The sequence below is a fragment of the Isoptericola sp. NPDC055881 genome (assembly GCF_053615895.1).
The window spans coordinates 1-21,716 of sequence record NZ_JBSHCR010000070.1 but is presented as its reverse complement, the minus strand read 5'-3'; the positions used below and the strand labels follow the sequence as shown (position 1 = coordinate 21,716).

The 21,716-nt window shown below is 71.3% G+C and carries 17 protein-coding genes; 1 reads left to right on the top strand and 16 read right to left on the bottom strand.

The features are described from left to right. Positions 1-63: 63 nt before the first annotated feature. The 9 genes from ACWGKI_RS17440 to ACWGKI_RS17400 all read right to left on the bottom strand — a co-directional run bounded on the left by ACWGKI_RS17440 (position 64) and on the right by ACWGKI_RS17400 (position 11,617). Entirely contained in the window at positions 64-1,068 is a 1,005-nt protein-coding gene (locus tag ACWGKI_RS17440) for an ABC transporter substrate-binding protein (protein WP_380242797.1), read from the bottom strand. A 188-nt stretch (positions 1,069-1,256) separates the two neighbouring features. Then, positions 1,257-2,825: a sugar ABC transporter ATP-binding protein gene (locus ACWGKI_RS17435; RefSeq protein WP_452188653.1), complete on the bottom strand. Its 1,569-nt coding sequence runs from the start codon at positions 2,823-2,825 to the stop codon at positions 1,257-1,259. Then, positions 2,825-3,844, bottom strand: a complete 1,020-nt coding sequence (locus tag ACWGKI_RS17430; protein WP_452188651.1) for a LacI family DNA-binding transcriptional regulator — start codon at positions 3,842-3,844, stop codon at positions 2,825-2,827. The genes ACWGKI_RS17435 and ACWGKI_RS17430 overlap by 1 nt, the downstream gene beginning before the upstream one ends. Positions 3,845-4,004: 160 nt before the next feature. Further along, entirely contained in the window at positions 4,005-5,516 is a 1,512-nt protein-coding gene (araA, locus tag ACWGKI_RS17425) for an L-arabinose isomerase (protein WP_452188649.1), read from the bottom strand. An 89-nt stretch (positions 5,517-5,605) separates the two neighbouring features. Then, complete coding sequence (locus tag ACWGKI_RS17420; protein WP_380242805.1) at positions 5,606-6,304, bottom strand: L-ribulose-5-phosphate 4-epimerase; 699 nt, start codon at positions 6,302-6,304, stop codon at positions 5,606-5,608. Positions 6,305-6,332: 28 nt separating this feature from the next. Further along, positions 6,333-7,961 (bottom strand): xylulokinase, encoded by a 1,629-nt coding sequence (locus ACWGKI_RS17415; protein ID WP_452188647.1) that lies wholly within the window; start codon positions 7,959-7,961, stop codon positions 6,333-6,335. A gap of 496 nt (positions 7,962-8,457) precedes the next feature. Continuing rightward, positions 8,458-9,885, bottom strand: coding sequence for a glycoside hydrolase family 43 protein (locus ACWGKI_RS17410; protein ID WP_452188645.1), 1,428 nt, complete (start codon positions 9,883-9,885; stop codon positions 8,458-8,460). Between the two features lie 98 nt (positions 9,886-9,983). Then, positions 9,984-11,066, bottom strand: a complete 1,083-nt coding sequence (locus ACWGKI_RS17405; RefSeq protein WP_452188643.1) for a LacI family DNA-binding transcriptional regulator — start codon at positions 11,064-11,066, stop codon at positions 9,984-9,986. After that, entirely contained in the window at positions 11,063-11,617 is a 555-nt protein-coding gene (locus ACWGKI_RS17400; RefSeq protein WP_380242813.1) for a GNAT family N-acetyltransferase, read from the bottom strand. Before ACWGKI_RS17400 ends, ACWGKI_RS17405 begins: the two co-directional genes overlap by 4 nt. 69 nt (positions 11,618-11,686) lie before the next feature. Between ACWGKI_RS17400 and purU the strand changes: the two genes are divergently transcribed. Continuing rightward, positions 11,687-12,532 (top strand): formyltetrahydrofolate deformylase, encoded by an 846-nt coding sequence (gene purU, locus ACWGKI_RS17395; protein ID WP_380242816.1) that lies wholly within the window; start codon positions 11,687-11,689, stop codon positions 12,530-12,532. A gap of 161 nt (positions 12,533-12,693) precedes the next feature. On the opposite strand, the gene ACWGKI_RS17390 is transcribed toward purU, so the two are convergent. The 7 genes from ACWGKI_RS17390 to mmsA (ACWGKI_RS17360) all read right to left on the bottom strand — a co-directional run bounded on the left by ACWGKI_RS17390 (position 12,694) and on the right by mmsA (ACWGKI_RS17360) (position 21,666). Continuing rightward, a complete protein-coding gene (locus ACWGKI_RS17390) occupies positions 12,694-13,803 on the bottom strand; it encodes a substrate-binding domain-containing protein (RefSeq protein ID WP_380242818.1) in 1,110 nt (369 codons plus the stop codon). A gap of 80 nt (positions 13,804-13,883) precedes the next feature. Then, the gene (mmsB, locus tag ACWGKI_RS17385) at positions 13,884-15,170 is read right to left on the bottom strand and encodes a multiple monosaccharide ABC transporter permease (protein WP_380242820.1); all 1,287 of its coding nucleotides are present in this window, start codon (positions 15,168-15,170) and stop codon (positions 13,884-13,886) included. Between the two features lie 32 nt (positions 15,171-15,202). Continuing rightward, positions 15,203-16,750, bottom strand: coding sequence for a multiple monosaccharide ABC transporter ATP-binding protein (mmsA, locus tag ACWGKI_RS17380; RefSeq protein ID WP_380242822.1), 1,548 nt, complete (start codon positions 16,748-16,750; stop codon positions 15,203-15,205). A gap of 143 nt (positions 16,751-16,893) precedes the next feature. Beyond that, on the bottom strand, positions 16,894-17,631 hold the full coding sequence (locus tag ACWGKI_RS17375) for an ATP-binding cassette domain-containing protein (protein ID WP_380242824.1): 738 nt from the start codon (positions 17,629-17,631) through the stop codon (positions 16,894-16,896). Then, entirely contained in the window at positions 17,628-18,824 is a 1,197-nt protein-coding gene (locus ACWGKI_RS17370) for an ROK family transcriptional regulator (protein WP_380242831.1), read from the bottom strand. Before ACWGKI_RS17370 ends, ACWGKI_RS17375 begins: the two co-directional genes overlap by 4 nt. 107 nt (positions 18,825-18,931) lie before the next feature. Beyond that, positions 18,932-20,110 carry a multiple monosaccharide ABC transporter permease gene (gene mmsB, locus ACWGKI_RS17365; protein ID WP_380242826.1) on the bottom strand — a complete coding sequence of 393 codons (1,179 nt, stop codon included), beginning with the start codon at positions 20,108-20,110 and terminating at the stop codon, positions 18,932-18,934. Further along, a complete protein-coding gene (gene mmsA, locus ACWGKI_RS17360) occupies positions 20,107-21,666 on the bottom strand; it encodes a multiple monosaccharide ABC transporter ATP-binding protein (RefSeq protein ID WP_380242829.1) in 1,560 nt (519 codons plus the stop codon). The genes mmsB (ACWGKI_RS17365) and mmsA (ACWGKI_RS17360) overlap by 4 nt, the downstream gene beginning before the upstream one ends. Positions 21,667-21,716 lie beyond the last annotated feature (50 nt).

Below are 21,716 nucleotides of genomic sequence, written 5' to 3'. Positions count from 1 at the left end.
TTTTGTATACGCGCCAGGGCGGGGGGGCCGGCCCTGGGCGGGCCGGCCACCGGTGCGGGACCGTCAGTACTGACGGTCCGGCAGGGCGGCCTTGGCCGCCTCCTGGTCGAAGGCCTCGTCCTTGGTCACGATGCGCTTCTCGACCTCCTCGCCGGCGACGACCTTCTTGGCGATCTCCGCCAGGTCCGGGCCGAGCAGCGGGTTGCACTCGACGATGTAGTTGATCTTGCCGTCGGCGAGCGCCTGCATGCCATCCTTCACGCCGTCGACGGTGATGATCTTGATGTCCTTGCCGGGCACCTTGCCTGCGGCCTCGATCGCCTCGATCGCGCCGAGGCCCATGTCGTCGTTGTGCGCGAAGACGAGGTCGATGTCGTCGTACTTCTGCAGGAAGCCCTCCATCACCTGCTTGCCCTCGGTGCGGGTGAAGTTGCCCGTCTGCGAGTCGATGATCTCGATGTCGCTGCCCTTGATGGCGTCCGCGAAGCCCTGCTGGCGGTCGATCATCGGCGCGGCGCCGGTGGTGCCCTGCAGCTCGACGGCCTTGTAGCCCTTGCCGTCGTACTGCTCCTTGGCCCACTCGCCCGCGCGCTTGCCCTCCTCGACGAAGTCGGACCCGATGAACGACTCGTAGAGGCTGTCGTCCTCGGAGTCGACGGCCCGGTCGGTGAGGATCACCGGGATGTTCGCCGCCTTGGCCTCCTCGAGCACGGCGTCCCAGCCGGTCTCGACGACGGGCGAGAAGGCGATGACGTCCACGCCCTGCTGGATGTACGAGCGGATCGCCTGGATCTGGTTCTCCTGCTTCTGCTGGGCGTCGGAGAACTTGAGGTCGAAGCCGTTCTCCTTCGTCAGCGTGTCCTGGATCGACTTGGTGTTCGCCGCACGCCAGCCCGACTCGGCGCCGACCTGCGAGAAGCCCAGGGTGATCGTGTCGCTGCCGGAGCCGCCGGTCGCGGTGCCGTCGCCGCCGCCCTGCGGAGCCTGCTCGCTGCTGCACGCGACGAGCGCGGTGGCCGTGAGGGCGGCCAGGACGGCTGCCCCTGCGCGTCGGAAATTCCTGCTCATGTTCTCCTCCTTGAGACGCCGGTCGGCCGGTGTGCCCGGCCTACGGGTCCGCTCCGACCCTCCGGCAAGCTGGCGCTGTGACCGTTAACATACCGAAGTTGTGACCGGTCACATAGAGGCTGGCGGCGATCGGAAGTCACGATCCCGTAACTCCGTTGCCGCGGTCGCGAGGCACCGTGAGCGGGCCGTCAGCCCTCGTCGCCCTCGTCGCCGGGGAGCAGCCCGTCCAGGTCCGCCGCGATCATCTCGACGATGGTGTCCACCGTGACCCCGGGCCCGTTGCTCAGCTCGCCGATCTTCTCCCGGTCCTTGAGCACCACGATGCGGTCGCTCAGCCGCACCACCTCCTCCAGCTGGGAGGAGATGAAGACGACGGCCACCCCGTCCCCCGCCAGCTTCGCCACCCGGCGCTGGATGTCGAGCTTCGCGCCGATGTCGATGCCCTTCGTGGGCTCGTCGAGGATCAGGACGTGCGGCCGGGTGGCGAGCAGCCGAGCCAGCAGCACCTTCTGCTGCGTGCCCCCCGACAGCTCCCCGGCCGCACGGTCCAGGTCGTCGGGCGACAGGTGCAGGGCGTCCAGGTACGTGTCCACGACGGCGTCCTGCTCGCTGCGGGACAGCGGCCGCGACCACCCCCGGAGCGCCTGCAGCGCCAGCACGATGTTCTCCCGCACCGTGAGGCCGGCGACGATGCCGTCGTCCCGCAGGTTCTCGCTCGACATCGCGATCCGGTACCGCAGCGCCGCCCCCGGGCTGCGAAGCTGCACCCGGGTACCGTCCAGCCACAGCTCGCCGCCGTCGGGCCGCTCCACCCCGCTCATCAGGGAGGCGAGCTCGGTACGCCCCGACCCGCGCAGGCCCGCGAACCCGACCACCTCGCCCCGCGACAGGTCGAGGTCCGTGGCCTCCAGGGTGCCGCGCCGGCCGAGCGACGTCGCCCGCAGGGTCACGTCCCCCGACCCGGCGTAGTGGTGCGCGAGCCGCTGGGAGTGCAGCGCCTGCAGCGCGTGGATGTCCTCGCCGATCATCTTGGAGATCAGCTCGGCGCGCTCGACCTCGTCGGTGAGGTACTCCGCCACCACCCGGCCGCCCCGGAGCACCGTCATCCGGTCGCTCACCTCGAACACCTGCTCCAGGAAGTGGGAGACGAACAGCACCGCCACCCCCTGGTCGCGCAGCCTGCGCACGACGCCGAGCAGGCGGGCGGCCTCGTCCGCGTCGAGGCTGGAGGTGGGCTCGTCGAGCACGAGGACCCGCGGCTCGAGGACGATCGCGCGCGCGACCGCCACGAGCTGCTTGGTCGCGGGCGACAGCGTCTCCAGCGGCGCCCGCGGGTCGAGGTCCTCGATCCCCAGGGTGGCGAGCGCGGCCGACGCGCGCTCCCGGTTCCGCGCCCAGTCGATGCCGAACCAGCCGCGCACCTCGTGGCCGATCATCACGTTCTCGGCGACGGTCAGGTGCGGGCTCAGGTGCGACTCCTGGAAGACGGTCGCGATGCCGTCGGCCCGGCTGCGGGCGACGCCCGTCGGCGTGCGCGGCTCGCCGTCGACCAGCACCTCCCCCGACAGGATCGGGACCGTCCCCGTCAGCGCGCCGATGAGGGTCGACTTGCCGGCGCCGTTCTCCCCCATGAGCGCGTGCACCTCGCCGGGGTGCAGCAGGAGGTCCACGTCGTCGAGCACGCGGGTGCCCGACCGCTCCACGGTGATCCCGTACATCTCGACGACGGGCGCCTCGGCGGCCGTCCGGTCACCCATCAGCCGGACTTCCGTGGTGCGGCGCTCGAGGACCGCGCGACGATCTCCGCCGGGATCCGGGTCACGGTCGGCAGCTCCCGCTCCTCGATCGCGGCCCGCAGGACGTCGACGACGGCCACGCCGAGCGCGTCGAAGTTCTGCCGCACCGTCGTCAGCGGAGGGATGACGTGCCGAGCCAGCGGGACGTCGTCGAAGCCCACGACGCTGAGGTCGTCGGGCACCGAGAAACCCCGGTCGTGCAGGCCGTGGACCAGCCCGACCGCCATGTCGTCGTTCGCGACGAAGATCGCGGTGTACTCCGGCAGCTCGCGGATGCCGCGCGCGAAGTCGTACGCGAAGTCGGCCGACCAGTCGCCGACCACGATGGGCCGCTCGCGCAGCCCCCACGACTTCGCCCGGGCGTGGAACGCCCGCTCGCGGGTCCGGGCGTCGAGCCAGTCGAGCGGGCCCGCCAGGTGCAGGATGTCGCGGTGCCCGAGCGAGACGAGATGGTCGACCGCGAGCTCCGTCCCGGCCCGCTGGTCGACGGTGACCGTGAGGAACGTGGGGTCCTTGTCCGGCTTGACGACGAGCACCGGCACCCCGATGGTGATGCGGCGCAGCGCCGCGATCGACGAGGAGCGCGGAGCGACGACGCACAGCGCGTCGACGCCCTGCGCGATCAGGTGGTCCACGCCCTCCTGGGGCGTGATCTCCTCGCCCGCCTGCAGGAGCACCGAGCTCACCATGTACCCCGAGGCGCGGGCCGCGGACTCCACCGCGCGCAGCGTGCTCGTCGGCCCGTACGCCACCGCGCTCTCCACGAGCACCCCGATGCGGCGGCTGCGCTGGGTGGCCAGCGCCCGCGCCGTCATGTTCGGGCGGTAGTCGAGCTCGGCGATGGCCTCCTCGACCCGGCGCCGCGTGGACTCCCGGATGTGCGGGTGGTCGTTCAGCACCCGCGACACGGTCATGTAGGAGACGCCGGCGAGCTGCGCGACCTGCCGGATGTTCGGCTTCTCCGCACCGGGACTCGCCATGCGGGGCCTCCATCGGATTCGTCCGCCGGACGTCCTGCCGGTGGCGACCACAGCCTACCGAAAAGGCGGTCGGACCCGTGCTCCGCGGCAGCAGGCCGGGAGTCCGGGTCCGACCGCCTGCTCGGCGTCGGACCGCGCGAGGCGCGAGGTCAGCGGAGGGTCACAGGCCCTGGGCGAGGCGGTAGTACACCTGGTTCCAGCGCACCTGGTCGGCGAAGCCGCGGCGCGTGGTGCCCTCGTCGATGACGAGCAGCTCGGTGCGGGCGATGTTCGCGAACACCTCGAACGCCTCCACGCCGGCGGCGGTGGACATCACCGTGTGGTGCGCGCCGCCCGCGGTGAGCCAGGCCTCCGCGGAGGTGGTGAAGTCGGGGCGCGGCGCCCAGACGGCGCGGGCCACCGGCAGGTTCGGCAGGTCCTGCGTCGGCGGCACGACGTCGACCACGTTCGCGGTGAGGCGGAAGCGGTCGCGCATGTCGGCCAGGGACACGACGACGGCGCCCTCGGTGGCGTCGGCGTCGAACACCATGCGGACCGGGTCCTCCTTGCCGCCGATGCCCAGCGGGTGGATCTCCACGCGAGGCTTCGACGTCGTGAGGGACGGGCAGACCTCGAGCATGTGGGCGCCGAGGATGAGCTCGGACCCGGGCGTGAGGTCGTAGGTGTAGTCCTCCATGAGGGAGGCGCCGCCGGGCAGGCCCTCGCCCATGACCTTCGCCGCGCGCACCAGCACGGCCGTCTTCCAGTCGCCCTCGGCGCCGAAGCCGTACCCCTTGCTCATGAGGCGCTGGACGGCGATGCCGGGCAGCTGGCGCAGCGCGCCGAGGTCCTCGAAGTTGGTGGTGAACGCCTTGGCGCCGCGCTCGACGAGGAACGCCTCCATGGCGATCTCCTGGCGTGCCGCGTAGCGCAGCGACTCGTGCCGCTCCCCGCCCTGGCGCAGCTCGTCGGCCACGTCGTAGAGGTCCTCGTACTCCGCGACGAGCGCGTCGACCGCGGCGTCGTCCACGGCGTCGACCGCGGCCACGAGGTCGTTGACGCCCCACGTGTTCACGGACACGCCGAAGCGCAGCTCGGCCTCGGTCTTGTCGCCCTCGGTGACCGCGACGTTGCGCATGTTGTCGCCGAAGCGCACCAGCTTCAGCTCGTGCGTCGCGGCCCAGCCGGCGGCGCCGCGCACCCAGGTGCCGACGCGGCGGGTCACGGCCGGGTTCGACACGTGCCCGACGACGGTGGTGCGCGCGACGCCCAGACGCGTGGCCAGGTAGGCGTACTCGCGGTCGCCGTGCGCCGCCTGGTTGAGGTTCATGAAGTCGAAGTCGATGTCCGCCCACGGCAGCTCGACGTTCGCCTGGGTGTGCAGGTGCAGCAGCGGCTTGCGCAGCGCGTCCAGCCCGGAGATCCACATCTTCGCGGGGCTGAACGTGTGCATCCAGGTGATGACGCCCAGCACCTTGTCGTCCGCGTTGGCGTCGAGCATCGCGCGGCGGATCGACGCCGCGTCCTTGAGCACCGGCTTCCACACGACCGTCGCCGGCACGTCGGACGACGCGTCGAGCGCGCGGGCGACCTCCTGCGACTGCTCGGCGACCTGGCGCAGCGTGTCCTCGCCGTACAGGTCCTGGCTGCCGGTGAAGAACCAGACCTCGCGGTCGGCGTAGGGCTTGCTCATGGGTGTCCTCTCAGATCCTGGCTCGTCGGTGCTGGTCGGTGCTGCTTGTGCTGGTCGGCGCTGCTCGTGCTGGTCGGTGCCGTGCCGGCTCAGTGCTGGCCGTAGACGTTCTGGTAGCGGGCGTACAGCGAGTCCACGTGCTCCTGGGCGATGGGCAGGGGCTCGCCGAGCTGGCGCGAGACGTGCACGGTGCGGGCCACCTCCTCGCACATCACGGCGGCCTTGACCGCGGCGCGCGCGTCCTTGCCGATGGTGAACGGGCCGTGGTTGCGCATGAGCACCGCGGGGCTGCGCGACCCGCTGAGGGTCTCGACGATGCCGCGACCGATCGAGTCGTCGCCGATGATCGCGAACGGACCCACGGGGATCGGGCCGCCGAACTCGTCCGCCATCATCGTCAGCACGCAGGGGATCTCCTCGGCGCGCGCGGCCCAGGCCGTGGCGTACGTGGAGTGCGTGTGCACGACGCCGCCCACCTCGGGCATGTGGCTGTAGACGTAGGCGTGCGCCGCGGTGTCCGACGAGGGCGAGCGGTCGCCCTCGAGCAGGTTCCCGTCCAGGTCGCACACGACCATCGACTCGGGCGTGATGTCGTCGTACGCGACGCCCGAGGGCTTGATGACGAGCAGGTCGTCACCCTGGTCGTTGCGGACCCGCTCGGACACGTTGCCGGCGGTCCACACGACGAGCTCCCAGCGGGGCAGCTCGGCGTGCAGCGCGGCGACCTTCTCCTTGGCGGCGTCGACGGCGGCGCGCAGGTGCGCGGGGACCTCGGTGAGGGTGCTCATGGGTTTCTCCAGTGCGGGGGTCGGGACGTCAGAGGGCGGCGGTGGCCGCGCGCTCGACCGCGAGGCCGGCGGCGTACCGCTCCAGGTAGGCGGCGAAGCCGGCGACGTCGGCGGCGTCGGGCTCCGCGACGTCGAGCCGGGCGTCGGCGAAGACACGCTCGGCGAGGTAGGCGTCGAGGGCGGGCGCGCCGTCCGTCGCGTCGGCGACGGCGCGGGCGTACGCCGCGAGGACGGCGATGCCCCAGGCGCCGCCCTCCCCCGCGGTCTGCCCGACGGCGACGGGGGCGTCGATCGCGCCGGCCAGCAGGCGCTGGGCCACGCCGGCGGTCTTGAACAGCCCGCCGTGCGCGAACATCGTGTCGATCGCGACGCCCTCCCCGTGCAGCACGCGCATGCCGAGCGCGAGCGTGCCGAACACGCCGTAGAGCTGGGTGCGCGCGAAGTTCGCCAGCGTGAGGCGGCTGTCCGGGGTGCGGACCACGAGCGGCCGGCCGGCGTCGAGCCCGGTGATGGGCTCCCCGGCGAGGTAGTTGTACGCGAGCAGGCCACCGCCGTCGGGCGCGCCGTCGAGCGCCGCACGGAAGAGCGCGCCGAAGACGGCGTCCGGCTCCGCGGGCTGCCCGAGCGCGGCCGCGAACTGGCCGAAGACGCCCGCCCACGCGTCGAGCTCGCTGGCGCCGTTGTTGCAGTGCACCATCGCGACGAGGTCGCCGGCGGGGGTGGTGACGAGGTCGAGCTCGTGGTGGACGGCGGCGAGCGGCTGCTCGAGCACCACCATGGCGAAGATCGACGTGCCCGCGCTGATGTTGCCGGTGCGCGGCGCCACCGAGCCGGTGGCGACCATGCCGGTGCCGGCGTCGCCCTCGGGCGGGCAGAGCAGCACGCCGGGCTGCAGCGTGCCCGTCGGGTCGAGCAGGGCGGCGCCCTCGACGGTGAGCCGGCCCGCGTCCGCGCCGGCGGTGAGCACCTGCGGCAGCAGGCCCTCGACGTGCAGGCCGGGCCGCTTGGCCGCGGCCAGGTGGCGGAACTGCTCCAGCATCCGCTGGTCGTAGTCGTGGGTGGCGGGGTCGACCGGGAACATGCCGGAGGCGTCGCCGACGCCGAGCACGTGCCGTCCGGTGAGCGCACGGTGCACGTACCCGGCCAGCGTCGTCAGGGACGCGATCTGCGGCACGTGCGGCTCGTCGTCGAGGATGGCCTGGTACAGGTGCGCGATCGACCAGCGCAGCGGGATGTTGTACCCGAAGAGCGCGGAGAGCTCCGCGGACGCCGGCCCGGTGCTGGTGTTGCGCCACGTGCGGAACGGGACGAGGAGCTCGCCGTCGGCGTCGAACGGCAGGTAGCCGTGCATCATCGCCGAGACGCCCAGCGCCGCGTAGGTGGTGGGGCGCACGCCGAAGCGCCGCTCGACGTCGTCGACCAGCGCGGCGTAGGCGCCCTGCAGGCCGGCGTGCACGGCGTCGAGCGAGTACGTCCAGACACCGTCGGCGAGCTCGTTCTCCCAGGCGTGGGAGCCGCTCGCGAGGGGCGCGTGGTCCGGTCCGACGAGGCACGCCTTGATGTTGGTGGACCCGAGCTCGATGCCGAGCGACGCGCGCCCCGCGACGATCGCCTCCCGGATCGCGGACGTGCCGTCCGGCTGCGCCGCCTGCGTCATCGTTGCTCCGTCCCCTGCCCGGCTGCCGGGCGTCGTCGAGATGTGCTGAGAGGCCACCGGAACCGAGGTGGCTGCCATCGATGTTAGCGCTCACATGGCATGCTCCCCAACCCCCGAGGTAGCACCCCTTTCCGCGAGGTAGTGCAGCGCACCGCGAGGTAGTAGCAAACCCCGCGAGGTAGTCGCAAACCCCGCGAGGTAGCAGCGAACACCGCGAGGTAGTTCACCATCCCACGAGGTAGTGCGGAAGATCTCGAAGCAACCGGGGCCAGGACCGGACTACCTCGCGGGCTTCCGCACTACCTCGCGGACTCACGCACTACCTCGGCACACCCCGCACTACCTCGCGGGGTTGCGCACTACCTCGGCCCGCCCGCACTACCTCGGCACGCCCCGCACTACCTCGCGGGGTTGCGCACTACCTCGGCACGCCCCGCACTACCTCGCGGGGTTGCGCACTACCTCGGCACGCCCCGCACTACCTCGCGGAACGTGGTCACTTTCCTGCACGGCCGGGCGGGGCGACGACGGTCAGGGACGCCGGATCGCTGCGCACGGTGCCGTGGGCGTTGGCGACGACAGCTCGCACGAGCGTCCCGTCGTCCTGTGCCGAGGGGTGCCGGATCGTCCAGCGTGCGACGCCGTCCGTGGCGCGGGCGGCGGCGACCGGGGCGGCGCCCCAGGTCGCGCCGTCGTCGTCGGAGACCTCCCACGTGACGACCGGGACGGGCGTCCCCGCGACCTCGACACGGAACGTCGCCGGCTGCTTCGCCCGGACCTGCACGTCGCGGGGCGCCACGGTCACGGCCGGCAGCTCCACCGTCTGGTCCACCACCGGCCAGCCGTCCTGCCAGCCCAGCCGCTGCAGGCCGAGGGTGGGGAACCCGGGGATCTCCTCGTTCGCACCGTCGTAGTAGTGGAAGGCGAGCACCCCGTCCGACACGGACTGGCCGCCCGGGCCGACCACGGCACCGTGCGACTCCAGGAGCACCGTGCCGCCGCCACCGAGCATGTCCTTGCCGTCCTGGTCGAGGTACGGCCCGGTCACGTCGCGCGACCGCCCGACCGCCACCTTGTACGTGCTGTCGAGGCCGCGGCAGCACGCGTCGAAGGACACGAAGAGGTAGTACCAGCCGTCGTGGGCGTAGATGTACGGCGCCTCGACGGGGTTGCCCGCCATGAACCGGTCCACGAGGTGGGTGGCGTTCTGGAGCGCGCCGTCCGCGAGCTTGCCGCTCGGCCACTCGAGCTCCACCAGGAACACGCCGTACCAGTACGAGCCGATGGCCATGTACGGGGTGCCGTCCGCACCCTCCACGATGCCGGCGTCGATGGCGTTGAAGGTCTTGCCCCCGGCGATGTCCGCCGGGGAGGTGATCACCGGCCCCTGGTCCACCCAGGCGTAGTCCGGGTCCTCGGGGTCGAGGGTGGTGTTGGTGGCGAGTGCGGTGACGGACGTGTTGGTGCCGAAGCGCGACGCCGAGTAGTAGAGGTAGTAGGTGCCGTCGTGCTCGTAGACCTCCGGGGCCCACAGGTTGTCCGGCAGGGCGCCGTCCGCGAAGCGCTCGTCGATCCAGGCGGGGATCTCGTCCCACACCGTGCCGTCGTACGCCCACGTCACGCCCTCGTCGTGGCTCGACCACATCTGGATCGTGCCGCCGTTCTCGCGGTTCACGAGCCCCGTCGAGTAGACGCGCCACGTGCCGTCGTCGTCGATCACGAGCGCCGGGTCGTGCACGGGCGCCGTCTCCCCCGCGACCGACAGGCCGCCGGTCGGCAGCGCGGGCTTCCCGCGGGCCGCGACCTCGGTGCCCACCGCTCCCGGACCGGCGAGCGCCGTCCCGCCGGCGGCCGAGGTCAGGGCGACCAGCGCCGTCGCCACCAGGGCCGCCGCGAGCGCCCGTCTCGTCGATGATCTGCGCATCTCAACTCCTCTACAACGATGTAGAACGTGACGCGGCGAATCTACCCACCCTCGAGGCGGCGGTCAACGGTCGGGGACCCTCCAGGGCCGACGTGCGGTCAGCGCGCCGGCGGCGGCGCCGTGCTCGAGCGGACGACGAGCTCGGGCAGGATCCGCTCGGTGGGCACGGGGCCGGACCCGAGCGCCGCGACCACCATCGCGACGCTCCGCTCCCCCAGCACCGCGAACGGCTGGCGCACCGTCGTCAGCGGCGGCACGAAGTACGCGGCGCCCGCGACGTCGTCGAACCCCATCACCGACACGTCGTCCGGCACCGAGACACCGCGCTCCCAGAACGCGCGCAGGACGCCCAGCGCGAGCTGGTCGTTCCCGGCGAGCACGGCGGTGGGGCCCTCCTGGGCGGCGACCGCCTCGGCGAGGTCACGACCGGCGGCATACCCGTCCTCCGCCGACCACGAGCACACCCGCGGCCGGCTGGGGACGATCCCGCGCGCCTCGAGGGCCTCGCGCCACCCGGCGGCGCGCTCGCGCGCGTCGAACCAGTCCTGGGGGCCGGCCACGTGCAGCACGTCGCGGTGGCCGAGGTCGAGCAGGTGGTCCGTGGCGGCGCGGGCGCCCGCTCGCTGGTCGACGGCGAGCGAGAGCGTCGTCGGGCCGGCCCCGGTGGTGCCCGCGTCCCGCGGGAGGTGCTCGAGCGCCGCGACCACCAGCACGGGCACGGGCGCGCGGAACGACTCGACGGCGGCAGCGACGTCGTCCTGCGGCGCGATGACGACGATGGCCTCGACGCCCTGGTCCATGAAGTGCTCCAGGGCCTCGTGCATCTCTGCGGCGTCGTACCGCCGCAGGGAGGCGACCGAGACGAAGTAGCCGTGGTCGCGGGCCGCGCCCTCGATCGCGATGAGCGTGCTCGTCGGGCCGAACAGGGCCGACCCGGTCGTCACGACGCCGAGGGTGGTCGAGCGCGCCGTCGCCAGGGCCCGGGCGGCGCTGTTGCGCCGGTACCCGAGCGTGGCGATCGCGGCGAGCACGCGCTGTCGCGTCTCGCCGCGCACGCTCGGGTGGTCGTTGAGCACCCGTGACACCGTCTGGTGCGAGACGCCGGCGACGGCCGCGACGTCAGCCATGGACGGCCGGCGCGAGCGGGGGCGCGCGCCGGCCTGACCGTCGGCTTCGGTCATCGCTCCTCGGCCGCGTTCCTCGCGTCGACCTCGTCGAGCACCCGGCGCAGGTAGGTCAGCGTGAGCTTGCCCGCGGCACGGTCGTACTGCTCCTCGTAGCCGTGCTTGGTGTACATCGCGAGGTTGCGCTTGGAGTCCTTGCCGGTGAACGCCCAGACCTCGGTCACCTCCGAGGGCAGGAACTGCAGGATGGCGAACATCAGGGACGTGCCGATGCCCTTGGCCTGCTGGTCCGGCGCGACGGCCAGACGGCCGATCGTGGCCCGCTCGCCCTCGATCTCGAGCCGCAGGGAACCGACGAGGCGGTGCCCCTCCCACGCGCCGACGGTCACGACGTCGTCGCGCGCCATGTCCTCGCGCAGGTCGTGCAGGGTCTGGGTCAGCGGCGGGATGTGCGGGTCGTCGTAGAGCTGTGCCTCGCTGACGAACGCCGCACGGCGCAGGGTCAGCAGCTCGCCCGCGTGGGCGTCGTCGACGAGCTCGATCCGCAGCGGGTCCGCCGCGCCCTCGTGCTCGACTTCCTGGGCGTCGGTGCCTGGTGCCTCGCTCATGGGGACATCGTCGCAGACGGACGGCGGACGTGTCGTCGCGCGTCGCGGGCCGTCGGCCACAATGGACCGGTGACCACCGAATGGGTTCTGACGATCTCCTGCCCCGACCGTCCCGGCATCGTGCACGCGGTGGCGGGCGTGCTGGCCGAGCACGGCGGGAACATCACGGAGTCGCAGCAGTTCGGCGACCCGGCGTCGGGACGGTTCTTCATGCGCGTCCAGGTCGAGGCGGACGCGGGCCGCGACGTGCTCACGGCAGCGGTCGCGCCCGTCGCGGAGCGGTTCGGGATGACGTGGGAGCTCGACGTCGTCGGCCGCCGCCTGCGCACCCTGGTGCTGGTCAGCAAGGCCCCGCACTGCCTGGTCGACCTGCTGTACCGCGAGCGGTACCAGGGCATGCCCGTCGACGTCGTGGGCGTGGTCGGCAACCACCCCGACCTGGCGGACATGGCGGAGTTCTACGGCAAGCCGTTCCACCACGTGCCGGTCACGAAGGACACGAAGGCGCAGGCGGAGGACCGGCTGCGGGGGCTCGTCGCCGAGCTCGACGTCGAGCTGGTCGTCCTCGCGCGCTACATGCAGATCCTGTCGGACGAGCTGTGCCGCGACCTCGAGGGCAAGGTCATCAACATCCACCACTCGTTCCTGCCGAGCTTCAAGGGCGCGCGGCCCTACGCCCAGGCGCACGACCGAGGGGTCAAGCTCATCGGCGCGACGTCGCACTACGTGACGGGCGACCTCGACGAGGGCCCGATCATCGAGCAGGACGTCGAGCGGGTGGACCACTCGCGGGCCGTGGCCGACCTGGTCGCCCTCGGCGAGGACGTCGAGCGCCGCACCCTCGCCCGCGCGGTGCGGTGGCACGCCGAGCACCGCGTCCTGCTCGACGGCCATCGCACGGTCGTCTTCCGCTGAGCCGGCGGCACGAAGCACGGTTCGACCCGGCCGACCCGAGGCCGAGCACGCGACAGGCGCCCGACCCGTCCGCGGAGGACGGGTCGAGCGCCTGTGCCTAGCAGTGCCTGGCTGTGCCTCCCTGGGCCTACCCAGGGCCGCGATCGGTCAGGCAGGACCGATCACTTGGTGAGGCCCTCCAGGTTCGGGTCGCCCGCGTAGACCTCGGCCGCGTTGTCCTTGGTCACGATGACGGGCTCGAGCAGGTTGGCCGGGACCACCTTGACGCCGTTGTCGTACGACTTGGTGTCGTTGACCTCGGGGTCCTCGCCCGCCTTGTAGGAGTTGACGGCGTCGATCGTGGCCTGGACGAGCTTGCGCGTGTCCTTGTAGATCGTGGAGTACTGCACGCCGTTCATGATCGACTTGACCGACTCGACCTCGGAGTCCTGACCGGTGAGGACCGGGACGTCCTTGCCGGCCTGCTTGGCCGACGTCAGCGCCGCACGGGCGAGGGTGTCGTTCGGCGAGAGGACGCCGTCGAGGTCCTTGTCCTTGTAGCTGCCGGACAGGATCGTGTCCATGCGGTTCTGGGCGTTCTCCGCCTCCCAGCCCTGCGTGGCGGTCTGCTGCTGGCTGGTCTGACCCGACTGCACGACGAGCGTCTTGTCGTCGATCTTCGGCTGGAGCACGCTCATCGCGCCCTCGAAGAACGGCTTGGAGTTCGCGTCGTCGGGCGAGCCGGAGATCAGCTCGATGTTGTACGGGCCGTCACCCTTGCGGTCCTTGAGGCCCTCCAGGAGCGACTGGCCCTGGAGCTCGCCGACGTGGAAGTTGTCGAACGCCTCGTAGACGTCGACCGCGTCCGTGTTCTGCAGGAGACGGTCGTAGGCGATGACCGGGATCCCGGCGTCCTTCGCGGCCTTGAGCTGCGACCCGAGCTGCGAGCCGTCGATGGCGCCCACGACGAGCACCTTCACGCCCTGCTCGATCATGGCCTGGATCTGGTTCTGCTGCTCCGAGACGCCGCCGTTGGCGAACTGCACGATCGGGTCGTACCCGGCCTCGGTGAGACCGTCGTTGAACAGGTTCTCGGCGAGCACCCAGTTCTCCGACGTCTTCTGGGGCAGGGCGACGCCGATCTTGGCGCCGTCCTCGAACCCTGCGGCCGCGGAGGCGCCGCCGCTCTCCTCGGACGAGGGGCCACCGCGGTCCGAGGACGAGCATCCGGTCAGCGCCAGCGCGCCGGCCGCGGCCAGGGCGACGAGCCCTGTCGCGAGCTTGGTCTTCATGGGGTCCCACTTTCTCTTCGCGACACCCGCCGTCGGGTGCCAGTTCGTGGACAGATCTGTGTGGTGCCAGGGACGCGCGGTCAGCCTCGGGAGGTCGCGCCGTCCGTGACCGGCACCTCGGGCTGGCTCTCGTCGGTGCCCGGCGTCGCGCCGGTCCCCTTCTTCCCCAGCCAGGGGAAGACCAGGCCGATGATCGACGGGCGGCCCGTCACCTTGCTGTGCACGTCGAACGCCACGGCGACCAGCAGCACGAGGCCCTTGATGATCTGCGTGGTGTCGGAGCCGACGCCCATGAGCTGGAGGCCGTTGTTGAGCACCGCCATGACGAGGCCACCGATGACGGAGCCGACGACGGTCCCGACGCCGCCGGAGACCGCGGCCCCGCCGATGAACACGGCGGCGATGGCGTCGAGCTCCCACATGTTGCCGTCGGACGGGCCGGAGGCGGTCGCTCGGCCGACGAAGACCATGCCCGCGACGGCCGCCAGGATCGACATGTTCATCATGACGAAGAAGTTGACGTGCCGGATGTTGATGCCGGAGAGCGCGGCCGCCGCCCGGTTGCCGCCGACGGCGTACACGTGCCGGCCGCCGATCGTCCGGGACGCGACGAAGTTGTACAGGATGACGAGCGCCACGAGCACGATGCCGGCGATCGGGAAGGACGTGCCGTACCGGCCGCTGCCGAACAGGTAGGTGACGTAGCCGATCACGGCGACCACGACGACGACCCGGACCACGACGACCCAGACCGGCGGCTGCTCCAGGCCGAGGCGCGAGGCGCGCGCCCGGCGGCGCAGCTCGGACCAGACCACGGCGGCGATCGCGAGCAGGCCCAGCACGAGGGTCGAGTTGTTGATGCCGGTGTTCGGCCCCCACTCGGGCAGGTAGCCTGCGCCGAGCTGCTGCAGCTCCTCGGGCACCGGCACCGTGGACGAGTGCCCGATGCGCTGGTTGAGGCCGCGGAACAGCATCATGCCGGCGAGGGTCGTGATGAAGCCGGGGATGCCGACGTAGGCGACCCAGAACCCCTGCCAGGCGCCGATCACCGCGCCCACGACCAGGCCGAGCAGGATGCCGGCCCACCAGGGGATGCCCCAGTCGCGCAACGCGATGGCCACGATGATGCCCGTGACCGCGGCGACCGAGCCCACCGACAGGTCGATGTGCCCGGCGATGATCACCAGCACCATCCCGATCGCGAGGATGAGGATGTAGGAGTTGCCGATGATGATGTTCTGGGCGTTGGAGGCCGTGAGGACCAGGCCACCGGTGGCGATCTGGAAGTAGGCGAGGAGCGCCAGGAGGGCGAGCACCATGCCGTACTGCCGGATACCCCCGCCGAACAGCTGCTTGAGTGACGACATCGTCGTGAGTTCCTTCTCGTGGGTCGGTCTGGTCAGCGCGCGGCGGCCGTGGGGGCGCCGGTCATGAGCCGCATGAGCTCTTCCTGCGTGGCGTCCTCGCGGGACAGCTCACCGGTCACCCGGCCCTCGAAGACCGTGTAGATCCGGTCGCAGAGGCCGAGGAGCTCCGGCAGCTCGGACGAGATGACGACCACCCCCTTGCCTTGGTCCGCGAGGCGGTGGACGAGACCGTAGATCTCGTACTTGGCGCCGACGTCGATGCCGCGGGTCGGCTCGTCGAGGATGAGGAGCTCGGGCTCCGTGAACATCCACTTCGCGAGCAGCGCCTTCTGCTGGTTGCCGCCGGACAGCGTGGCGACGCCGTCGCGCACGCTGGGCGACTTGATCCCCAGCGACTTCCGGTACTCCTCCGCGGCGAGGTACGCCTGGTCGTGGTCGATGACCGGGCCGGTCGACACCCGCGGCAGGTTCGCCGAGACGACGGTCTGCTGGATGGTGTCGAGCAGGTTGAGCCCGAGGGTCTTGCGGTCCTCGGAGACGTACGCGATGTGGTGCTGGATGGCGGACAGCACGTCGGGCACCACGATCTCCCGGCCGTCCATCCGGATCGTGCCGCCCAGGTACCGGCCGTAGCTGCGGCCGAAGATCGACCGCGCCAGCTCGGTACGGCCGGCGCCCATGATGCCCGCGAAGCCGACGATCTCCCCGCGGCGCACGTGGAACGCCGACTGCTTGCACACGAGCCGGCCGGGCACGGCGGGGTGCTCGACGGTCCAGCCCTCCACCTCGAAGAAGGTCTCCCCGATCTGGGGGGTGTGGTCGGGGAACCGGGAGGCGAGGGAGCGGCCGACCATGCCGCGGATGATGCGGTCCTCGTCGATCCCGCCGCCGCGCACGTCGAGCGTCTCGACGGTGCGGCCGTCGCGGATGATCGTGATCGAGTCGGCGATCTCCTCGATCTCGTTGAGCTTGTGGGAGATCATGATGCTGGTCAGGCCCTTGGCGCGCAGCCCGCGCAGCAGGTCCAGCAGGTGCTCGGAGTCGTCCTCGTTGAGGGCGGCCGTCGGCTCGTCGAGGATCAGCAGCCGCACGTCCTTGGCGAGCGCCCGGGCGATCTCCACGAGCTGCTGCTGCCCGACGCCGAGGTTCTTGATCAGGGTGTCGGGCGACGCGCGCAGGCCGACGCGGGCGAGCAGCTCGGCCGCCCGCTGCCGCGCGGTCTCCCAGTCGATGCCGACCCGGCCGCGCACCTCGTTGCCGAGGAAGATGTTCTCCGTGACCGACAGCTCGGGGATGAGCGCGAGCTCCTGGTGGATGATGACGATCCCGGCGTGCTCGCTGGCGCGGATGTCCTTGAACTCCACGACCTCGCCCTGGTAGCGGATCTCCCCGGAGTACGAGCCGTAGGGGTAGACGCCCGACAGGACCTTCATGAGCGTCGACTTGCCGGCGCCGTTCTCACCGCAGATGGCGTGGATCTCGCCCGCACGGACCTCGAGCGAGACGTCGTCCAGGGCCCGGACCCCGGGGAACTCCTTGGTGATGGACCGCATCTCGAGCACGGCGTGGTGTTCGGTCATGACTCTCCTTCGAGCGGCGGGCCGTCCGCAGGTGACAGTCCGGTAAGCAGCGCACCGGCGACGCTAGACCCGCAGATTTCTTGTCGTCAACTTCCGAAGGCAACCTGTGTCGCGGCTGTGACCTTTCACCCGCAGCCGTGCGGTCAGGCCGCGCCCGTGATCGCCGCGAGGATCTCCTCGTGCCGGGCCGCGGCGGGGAACGAGCCGTTGTTGCGGCCGTGCCGCAGCACCTCGATCCGGTCGGACACCGCGCGCACGTCGTTGAGGTTGTGGCTGATGAGGATCACCCCGAGGCCCAGCTCCCGGAGCCGCTCGATGTGCGTCAGCACCTCGGCGGTCTGCGCCACGGACAGCGCCGCCGTCGGCTCGTCGAGCACCACGATGCGCGGGTTGCCGATGAGGGTGCGGGCGATGGCGACCGCCTGCCGCTGACCGGCCGACAGGTGCCGCAAGGGGGTGCGCACCGACGGGATGCGCACGGTGAGGTGCGCGAGCAGCTCGCGCGTCTCGATCTCCATCCGGCCGTCCTGCAGCAGGCCTCCGCGGCCCCGCAGCTCCTGGCCCAGGAAGACGTTCGCCGTGACGTCGAGGTTCTCGCACACGGCCAGGTCCTGGAACACGCTGGCGACGCCGAGCTGGTTCGCCGCGGACGGCGAGGGGATCGAGACCGGCTCGCCGTTGATCTCCACCTGGCCCGAGCTGGGCGTGAGCACGCCCGCGACGACCTGGGCGAGCGTCGACTTCCCCGCGCCGTTGTCGCCCACCAGGGCGACCACCTCGTGCGCGTGCACCTCGAGGTCGACGTCGACCAGGGCCTCGACGGCCCCGAAGTACTTGCTCACCTGCCGCAGGGCGAGCAGCGGCGTTCGTCGCGCCGTCACTGGGCCTCCTTCCCCGTCATCGCTCGTACCGGCACGTCGTCCGTCCGCTCCAGCAGGTCCGTGCTCTGCAGGGCGAGCGCGAGGGTCCCCTCGAGCTCGGCCCGTGGCCCGAGCGCCGCCGGCACCACCTCCAGCGGCGTCACCTGGTTGAGCATCGTGCGACGACGCAGCGCCTCCCGCAGCGGGCGCAGGAAGATCTCGCCCGTCTGGGCCAGCACCCCGCCCACCACGACGCGCTCGGGGTTCAGGGCCGTCGCCAGGCCGGCGACGACGCCGCCGATCACCGTACCGGCGTCGGCGACGATCTCGCGACAGCCCGGGTCGTCGTCGTTCACCAGGCGGACCACGTCGCGCAGCGTGAGGTTGCCGTGGCTGGAGCGCAGCGGCTCCAGCAGCGCCCTGTCCCCGACGACGGTGTCGAGGCAGCCGCGGCTGCCGCACGAGCAGATGCGTCCGGCCGGGTCCACCTGCACGTGGCCGATCTCGCCGGCGGTCCCGGCGACGCCGCGGTGCACCCGCCCGCCGAGGACGATCCCGGCGCCGACCCCGTGCCCCGCGCGGACGTACAGCGCGTCGTGCACCTCCCGGGCCGCGCCCACGGTGCTCTCGGCCAGGGCGCCGAGGTTGGCGTCGTTGTCGACGTAGACCGGGCGGGCGAGCCGTTTCTCCAGGACCTGGGCCACGGGCACGCCGTCCCAGCCCCGCAGGATCCCGCGCACGGTGACCTGGCCGGACGCGGCGTCGACGGGCGCGGGCAGGCCGAGCCCGATCCCGAGGACCTCGTCCAGCTCGGCGCCGACCCGCTCCAGCAGGTCGACCACGAGGAGCGCGGCCCGGTCCAGGCTGGTGTCGGCGCGGTGCTCCGCGGGCAGCGGCATCACCTGCTCGGCCAGCACCTCGTGCGAGACGTCGGCGATGGCGACGGTCAGGGTCCGGGTGCCGACGAGGATCCCGGCCACGATCCCCACCCGGTGCGCGAGCGTGACGAGCTGGGCGCGGCGGCCCGACCGGATCGTGTTGCGGACCTCGACCAGCTCGGCCGCGACCAGCTCCTTGACGATCGTCGAGACCGTCGCCTGCGAAAGGCCGGTGGCAGCGGCCAGCTCGACCTGCGTGAGGCCGCCGTGGTGCTTGACCGTGTCCACGACCCGGGCACGGTTGGCCTCGCGCAACGAGGACTGCGAGCCCGCCATCGCACGCCGTCCTCTCACGACCGGAAGTCTATGGTGCGACGGCACGCAGGACGGCGACCGGGCGCCGTCCTGCGTGCCGTGGGAAAGGTCCCGGGAGGGACCCGTGATCAGCGCAGGCTCGCGGCCCGGCGCCGGTTGTAGATGTCGAACGCGACGGCCAGCAGGAGCACGAGGCCCTTGACGATCGGCTGCACCGCCTGGGAGACGCCCATCAGCTGCATGCCGTTCGACATGACCGCCATGATGAGGCCACCGATGATCGCGCCGCCCACGCGGCCGACGCCGCCCGAGGTGGACGCGCCGCCGATGAAGCAGGCGGCGATGGCGTCCAGCTCGAACATGTTGCCGGCGCCCGGCTGCGCGCCGTTCACGCGGGACGAGTACACGATGCCCGCGACCGAGGCCAGCAGGCCCATGTTCACGAAGATCCAGAAGTTGACCCGGCGCACGCGCACGCCCGACAGCTCGGCGGCGTGCTTGTTGCCGCCCACCGCGTACACGTGGCGGCCGAACACCGAGCGCTGCGTGACGAGGGCGTACACGATCACGAGGACCGCGAGGATGATCAGGACGACGGGCAGGCCGCGCGAGACGGACAGCTGGTAGCCGAACCACATGACGACGACGGCGACCACGACGAGCTTGGTCACGAACAGCGGCATCGACTCGACCGTCTGCTGGTACGCGATCTTGCCGCGGCGCGTGCGCCACTGGCTCACGGCGTACCCGACGACCGCGATGGCGAAGACCACCAGGGTGAAGACGTCGAAGCCGTTCCCCCCGAGGAGCCCGTTGAGGAAGCCGTTGGCGATCTTGTAGTACGTGCCGCCGAAGGGCGACAGCGAGACGTTGTCGAGCACCACGTAGGTGAGGCCGCGGAACAGCAGCATGCCCGCGAGGGTGACGATGAACCCCGGGATACCGACGTAGGCGACCCAGAATCCCTGCCAGGCCCCGACGAGGAGGCCCACGACGAGCGCGGCCAGCACGCCCATCCACCACGGCAGACCCTCGCGGATCACCACGACCGCCGAGACGGCGCCGGTGAGCGCCACGACCGACCCGACGGACAGGTCGATCTGGCCGGCGACGATGATCATCACCATGCCGATCGCGAGGATCAGGATGTACGAGTACTGCAGGACGATGTTCGTGATGTTCGTCGGCGACAGGAACATCGGGTTCAGCGCGGCGAACAGGGCGACGATCGCGATCAACGCGATGAAGATCCCGCTCTGCCGCAGGTTCCGGGTGAGCAGGTCCCGGACCCCGGCGATGGCGTTCATGAGGCGATTTCCTTCGTGGGCAGGGGCTGGTCACGCTCGATGGTCATGAGCTCCATGAGACGCTCCTGCGTCGCGTCCGCGACGGGCACGTCACCGGTGATCCGACCGAAGGCGAGGGTGTAGATGCGGTCGCAGACGCCGAGCAGCTCGGGCAGCTCGGAGGAGATGACGACGACGGCCTTCCCCGCGGCGACCATCTTGTTGATGATCGTGTAGATCTCGTACTTGGCGCCGACGTCGATACCGCGGGTCGGCTCGTCGAGGATGAGCACGTCCGGCTCGGTGTACAGCCACTTGGACAGCACGACCTTCTGCTGGTTGCCGCCCGAGAGCTGACCGACGACGGACGTGACCGTCGGCGTCTTGATGTTGAGGCTCTGCCGGTACTCCTCGGCGACCCGCAGCTCCTCGTTGCCGTTCACCCAGCCGCGCGGGGCGAGCTTGCCCAGCCCGGCCGACGAGATGTTCCGGCGGATGTCCTCGATGAGGTTGAGCCCGTAGACCTTGCGGTCCTCGGTGGCGTAGGCGATGTGGTGCTCGATCGCCTCGGGGACGGTGCGGGCCTGGATCTCCTTGCCGTCCTTGTACAGACGGCCGGAGATGTTGCGCCCGTAGGAGCGGCCGAAGACGCTCATGGCGAGCTCGGTGCGCCCGGCGCCCATGAGGCCGGCGATGCCCACGACCTCGCCCGCGCGCACGTGGAAGGACGCGGAGTCGATGACCTTGCGGCCGACCTGCGTGGGGTGGAAGACGGTCCAGTCCTCCACCCGCAGGACCTCGTCGCCCACGACCGAGGAGCGCTCGGGGAAGCGGTTCTCCAGGTCGCGGCCGACCATGCCGCGGATGATGCGGTCCTGCGTGGAGGTCGGCTCGGACATGTCGAGCGTCTCGATCGTGCGCCCGTCGCGGATGATGGTGGTGCGGTCCGCGATCTCGGCGATCTCGTTGAGCTTGTGGGAGATGATGATCGAGGTGATCCCCTGCTCCTGCAGGCCTCGCAGGAGGCCCAGGAGGTGCTCGGAGTCGGTGTCGTTGAGGGCGGCCGTCGGCTCGTCGAGGATGAGCAGGCGCACCTCCTTCGACAGCGCCTTCGCGATCTCGATGAGCTGCTGCTTGCCGACGCCGAGCTGGTTCACCGGCGTCACCGGGTTCTCGTCCAGGCCCACGCGCTTCAGCAGCGCCGCGGCCTCGGAGTTGGCCTTGTTCCAGTCGACGAGCCCGCCGCGGCCGCGCCGCTCGTTGCCGAGGAAGATGTTCTCGGCCACGGACAGGTACGGCACCAGGGCGAGCTCCTGGTGGATGATGACGATGCCCTCGCGCTCGGAGTCGTTGATCGACCCGAACTCGGCGGTCTTCCCGTCGTAGACGATCTCGCCGCCGTAGGTGCCGTGCGGGTACACGCCCGACAGCACCTTCATCAGCGTGGACTTGCCGGCGCCGTTCTCGCCGCAGATCGCGTGGATCTCGCCCTGCCGGACGTCCAGGCTCACGCCCGCGAGCGCCTTGACGCCCGGGAACTCCTTGGTGATCTCTCGCATCTCGAGGATCGTGCTCATGCGCCCCTCCTTCGGGGGTGCGGGTCCCGGCCCGTCCGTGAGGACGGGCC

Bases quoted from the DNA above. Each gene is read 5' to 3' on its own strand.
- ACWGKI_RS17440 (WP_380242797.1), bottom strand. From the start codon at position 1,068: ATGAGCAGGAATTTCCGACGCGCAGGGGCAGCCGTCCTGGCCGCCCTC.
- ACWGKI_RS17435 (WP_452188653.1), bottom strand. From the start codon at position 2,825: ATGGGTGACCGGACGGCCGCCGAGGCGCCCGTCGTCGAGATGTACGGG.
- ACWGKI_RS17430 (WP_452188651.1), bottom strand. From the start codon at position 3,844: ATGGCGAGTCCCGGTGCGGAGAAGCCGAACATCCGGCAGGTCGCGCAG.
- araA (WP_452188649.1), bottom strand. From the start codon at position 5,516: ATGAGCAAGCCCTACGCCGACCGCGAGGTCTGGTTCTTCACCGGCAGC.
- ACWGKI_RS17420 (WP_380242805.1), bottom strand. From the start codon at position 6,304: ATGAGCACCCTCACCGAGGTCCCCGCGCACCTGCGCGCCGCCGTCGAC.
- ACWGKI_RS17415 (WP_452188647.1), bottom strand. From the start codon at position 7,961: ATGACGCAGGCGGCGCAGCCGGACGGCACGTCCGCGATCCGGGAGGCG.
- ACWGKI_RS17410 (WP_452188645.1), bottom strand. From the start codon at position 9,885: ATGCGCAGATCATCGACGAGACGGGCGCTCGCGGCGGCCCTGGTGGCG.
- ACWGKI_RS17405 (WP_452188643.1), bottom strand. From the start codon at position 11,066: ATGACCGAAGCCGACGGTCAGGCCGGCGCGCGCCCCCGCTCGCGCCGG.
- ACWGKI_RS17400 (WP_380242813.1), bottom strand. From the start codon at position 11,617: ATGAGCGAGGCACCAGGCACCGACGCCCAGGAAGTCGAGCACGAGGGC.
- ACWGKI_RS17390 (WP_380242818.1), bottom strand. From the start codon at position 13,803: ATGAAGACCAAGCTCGCGACAGGGCTCGTCGCCCTGGCCGCGGCCGGC.
- mmsB (WP_380242820.1), bottom strand. From the start codon at position 15,170: ATGTCGTCACTCAAGCAGCTGTTCGGCGGGGGTATCCGGCAGTACGGC.
- mmsA (WP_380242822.1), bottom strand. From the start codon at position 16,750: ATGACCGAACACCACGCCGTGCTCGAGATGCGGTCCATCACCAAGGAG.
- ACWGKI_RS17370 (WP_380242831.1), bottom strand. From the start codon at position 18,824: ATGGCGGGCTCGCAGTCCTCGTTGCGCGAGGCCAACCGTGCCCGGGTC.
- mmsB (WP_380242826.1), bottom strand. From the start codon at position 20,110: ATGAACGCCATCGCCGGGGTCCGGGACCTGCTCACCCGGAACCTGCGG.
- mmsA (WP_380242829.1), bottom strand. From the start codon at position 21,666: ATGAGCACGATCCTCGAGATGCGAGAGATCACCAAGGAGTTCCCGGGC.